Here is a 4,058-nt window from a genome sequence, read left to right on the forward strand (position 1 = left end):
CATTCATCGTTGAAAGAGAATACCCAGGCGTTTCTGTAGGTGCTGAAGAAAAGAAGATGGGGATCAAGAGCTCCTCTACTCGTACATTGATTCTTCAAGATGCTATGGTTCCGGTTGAAAACCTGCTAGGAGAAGCTGGTAAAGGCCATATCATTGCCTTCAATATCCTGAATATCGGACGTTATAAATTGGGTGTAGGTGCTACAGGAGGAGCAAAGCATGCATTTGGCATTACAGTGAAGTATGCTAACCAGCGCCAGCAGTTTAAGACTCCTATTTCCCAGTTCAACCTGACAAAAGAAAAGCTTGCTACAATGGCTTCCAAGATATACGCATCTGAAAGCTCTGTGTATCGTACAGTAGGTCTATTTGAAGACCGCATGAGCAAGCTATCAGACGAAGAAATCAATAACGGTAAAGCAGTAGCTGATTCTATCGCTGAGTATGCAATTGAATGTTCCATGAACAAAGTGTTCGCTACAGAGACACTTGATTATGTTGTAGATGAAGGCGTACAGATTCACGGCGGATACGGATTCATGCAAGAATATGAAATTGAAAGAGCATACCGTGACTCAAGGATCAACCGTATTTTTGAAGGTACAAACGAAATCAACCGTCTTCTTGTTCCAGGAACATTCCTGCGCAAAGCTATGAAGGGTGAGCTTCCATTATTGCAAAAAGCGCAGCAGCTTCAGGAAGAGCTTATGATGCTGATGCCTGAAGAGCCAGGTGATGAGCCGCTTGCACAGGAAAAATACCTAGTTAAAAACGCAAAGAAAATCGGCTTGCTGGCAGCTGGGTTGGCTGCTCAAAAGTTTGGCAAGGCCTTAGAAAGAGAACAAGAAATCCTTGTTAACATAGCAGATATCATCTCAAATGCTTATTCAATGGAATCAGCTGTTCTGCGTACGGAAAAAGCAATCGCTAAGGATGGCCTTGAAAAGAGCAAACAGAAGCTTCTATACACTCAAATTTTCTGCCAGGAAGCTTTTAATGAAATCGAACGTGATGCAAAAGAAACTCTTGTTGCAACTGAAGAAGGCGATGCGCTTCGCATGCTGACTTCTGCACTGCGCAAGTTCACAAGACACACTCCAATTAACGTGATCGCTAAGAAGCGAGAAGCTTCTGAAAAGCTGATTGAAGCTGAACGCTTCCTAGTTTAATAATGCAGCGAAGATATGCTCCTCTCCATTTTGGGGAGGAGCTATTTTATATTGAAGGAGAACAGGTGCTGCTATCTGATGTCTGATGTCTAAAGGCCATTCGGGGAGTATAAAACCAGGTTGAATGTCCATGAGATGCAGTCTAAAGATCATTCGAGAGCCCAGAACTAGGTTGAATGTCTATATGTGGAAAAATATTGGTCATTTGAAAGTTTAATACAAGGCAGAATTCTCAATTGATAAAATTTAAGACAAAGAAGGTATTTTGCAGTTTTTGTAGAAATAGATAGTGATGCCGAAAAAATGGAGAAAATTAAACACTGAATGTTAGAATTTTGTCACCCTTATATGTTACTATCCGTTTAGAGGGATTATTTAATGGGATACTAGCAAAGGGTGGTGAAAAAATGGCAAAGACGTTTTATTGGTACCCTAAATGCGGCACCTGCAGGAATGCTAAAAAATGGTTAGATCAACATGAAGTAGCTTATAATGAAGTACATATTGTCGAAAACCCTCCTTCACGCTCTGAGCTAGAGGAAATGCTAAATAAAAGCGGCCTCGATTTAAAAAAGTTCTTTAATACGAGCGGTCAGAAGTATCGCGAGCTAGGGCTAAAAGACAAGGTTAAGTCGGCGTCCCATGACGAGTTATTGGAAGTGCTTGCTTCAGATGGAATGCTGATCAAGCGTCCGCTAATGACAGACGGGGAAAGAGTAACCGTAGGTTTTAAAGAAGAAGATTATGAAAAAGCATGGCTTTAATTTTGATCCCATCGATATTTATCGATAGAGATATACAAATGGAGGGATAGTAAATGAATACACCAAAAGAGTTGCGTTATTCTGAAGAACATGAGTGGGTAAAAGTTGAAGGAGAAAAGGTTCGCGTAGGTATTACTGACTTCGCTCAATCTGAACTGGGAGACATCGTATTCGTCGAACTACCTGAAGTAGGAGACGAAATCTCTGCTGATGAGCCATTCGGAAGTGTTGAATCTGTTAAAACGGTTTCGGAACTTTACGCTCCAGTAAGCGGCAAAGTAGTAGAAGTTAACGAAGACTTAAATGACAGCCCTGAATTTGTTAACGAATCTCCATATGAAAAAGCATGGATGATTGTTGTTGAACTTTCTGACAACAGTGAAGTAGACAAGCTTATGACAGCTGAACAATACGAAGAAATGACAAAAGAATAAGATCTTAGCTAACGCCTTGATACCTTCAAGGCGTTTTTATTTTATCTGCAGCTTTTCTGTATCTCCTGTATTTTTCCATCACTTCATTTTGCGGATTTCGGACAAAATAAAAGCAGCGAAGAAACTGGAAAGGGAGTAATAGCGATGACATTAAATCAGCAAAAATTAGATATTACTGATCGTGTTACAGGCAAATTAGAAAATGGAGCAATCCATTTATATTTAGAAAATGAACCAATCGGAAAAATCAAACTCCCAGATGGCGTTCAGCTTGAGCTTGGCCATCATTATGAATCCGAACAGAATAGAATTTACCAGCATGTATCAGTTCCGGACCAATCTGAACCTCGGTATACTGATTGTGATGAAGGCGGCTGGTGTTAAGGATGAAACAGCGGCCAATCGAGCCGCTGTTTTTTTTATTAAAAAAAATGCTCATCCACACATAGGAGCTAGGTAAAATTTTTGCAATATATAACAAAAACAGTGACAATAGAAATATGTACTAACCCGCACAATTCAATTAATAATGTTTATAATGTTGTATAGTAATTATTTTCTGGTGCATAGGTGGTTATGGCGATGGACGAAAATCACAAGGTAATCATAGTGGAAGGCTCGTCAGACAAAAGAAAGGTACAGACCGTGCTAAAAGAACCGGTAGAAATAATTTGTACAAATGGAACGATTGGTGTGTCTAAGCTTGATGAGCTGATTGATTCACTTTTTGATAAAGATGTATATATCCTTGTCGATGCGGATGCATCCGGGGAGAAGCTTCGAAAGCAATTTAAACGAGAATTTCCGGAAGCGAATCATCTGTATATTGACAAAATGTACAAGGAAGTGGCCACTGCACCTGAGTACCATCTGGCTACAGTTTTGATTGGAGCAAATATCGACGTTCATGCAGAGTTTTTAGAAAAAGGATGACTGTAGATGAAAGAGTGGACAAAGGAAGAAATAGAAGCTTTTTTGGCAGAAAAGCAGACAGGATTCCTGTATTTTTATACGCCTATGTGCGGAACATGCCAGGTAGCAGGGAAAATGCTTACAGTAGTAGAACAACTGTTGCCTGATCTTTCTGCTGGTAAAGCAGATTTGAATTACTTTCCAGCAATGGCTGAGCGATTCGAAATCGAAAGCGTTCCATGCCTGATTGTCTTAAACAAGGGAGAGATCCAGGAGAAAATATATGCATTTCAGTCTGTCCCTTATTTATATGAAAAATTGAAAAACCAGGAGAATGTACAAATAAAAGGCTAAGCCGTTTTTTTGTGGGCTCAGTTATTGCTTTTTGTTAAAAAACACAAAATCAAATTATCTTTCAAACAAAACCTGCCTAGACTGTTCAGTGTTTAGACATATTTCTCGGGAAATGATAGACAATGCCGAAATTCCACTTAGGCATTGTCTTTTTTTTGCGGATTTCGCACAAAAGCAAGAAAATGATATCAAGTATTTGTTAGAATGCAGCATCAATCGACTTTCCTATAGCAGTGAACCTATTTATTTAGGTGCCCCGTACGATTTGTCGAAGGATTATTACAGGTTTTTTCCGTTAAACAAGGAATATGTAATAGCAGGGGGCTGAACGGGATGGAAGAAAAAATCGAAAGCTTTATGAATGCTATACAGAAGAAGAATCATATTATGCTATTAGTTAATAATCTGGATTTATGTCTCTCGAT

Annotated in this window: 6 protein-coding genes; all 6 read left to right on the plus strand. The window is 39.4% G+C overall.

The features are described from left to right. The coding region (locus tag WB217_RS02735; RefSeq protein ID WP_423990420.1) for an acyl-CoA dehydrogenase family protein at window positions 1-1,169 on the plus strand (1,169 nt) is incomplete at its 5' end. A 407-nt stretch (window positions 1,170-1,576) separates the two neighbouring features. Further along, complete coding sequence (locus WB217_RS02740; RefSeq protein ID WP_423990422.1) at window positions 1,577-1,933, plus strand: arsenate reductase family protein; 357 nt, start codon at window positions 1,577-1,579, stop codon at window positions 1,931-1,933. 53 nt (window positions 1,934-1,986) lie between these two features. Further along, complete coding sequence (gcvH, locus tag WB217_RS02745) at window positions 1,987-2,367, plus strand: glycine cleavage system protein GcvH (protein WP_423990424.1); 381 nt, start codon at window positions 1,987-1,989, stop codon at window positions 2,365-2,367. 144 nt (window positions 2,368-2,511) lie between these two features. Beyond that, window positions 2,512-2,751, plus strand: coding sequence for a YusG family protein (locus WB217_RS02750; RefSeq protein WP_423990426.1), 240 nt, complete (start codon window positions 2,512-2,514; stop codon window positions 2,749-2,751). Window positions 2,752-2,949: 198 nt separating this feature from the next. Further along, on the plus strand, window positions 2,950-3,300 hold the full coding sequence (locus WB217_RS02755; protein ID WP_423990428.1) for a toprim domain-containing protein: 351 nt from the start codon (window positions 2,950-2,952) through the stop codon (window positions 3,298-3,300). A gap of 6 nt (window positions 3,301-3,306) precedes the next feature. Continuing rightward, window positions 3,307-3,633 (plus strand): thioredoxin family protein, encoded by a 327-nt coding sequence (locus WB217_RS02760; RefSeq protein WP_423990430.1) that lies wholly within the window; start codon window positions 3,307-3,309, stop codon window positions 3,631-3,633. The last annotated feature ends 425 nt before the right edge of the window (window positions 3,634-4,058 follow it).

Origin of the sequence: Mesobacillus sp. (assembly GCF_049588175.1) — a bacterium.
Classification (GTDB): domain Bacteria; phylum Bacillota; class Bacilli; order Bacillales; family Cytobacillaceae; genus Mesobacillus.

What these genes read in the sequence shown, in the direction of transcription:
- gcvH (WP_423990424.1), top strand. Translation starts at nt 1,987, where the DNA reads ATGAATACACCAAAAGAGTTGCGTTATTCTGAAGAACATGAGTGGGTA.
- WB217_RS02750 (WP_423990426.1), top strand. Translation starts at nt 2,512, where the DNA reads ATGACATTAAATCAGCAAAAATTAGATATTACTGATCGTGTTACAGGC.
- WB217_RS02760 (WP_423990430.1), top strand. Translation starts at nt 3,307, where the DNA reads ATGAAAGAGTGGACAAAGGAAGAAATAGAAGCTTTTTTGGCAGAAAAG.
- WB217_RS02755 (WP_423990428.1), top strand. Translation starts at nt 2,950, where the DNA reads ATGGACGAAAATCACAAGGTAATCATAGTGGAAGGCTCGTCAGACAAA.
- WB217_RS02740 (WP_423990422.1), top strand. Translation starts at nt 1,577, where the DNA reads ATGGCAAAGACGTTTTATTGGTACCCTAAATGCGGCACCTGCAGGAAT.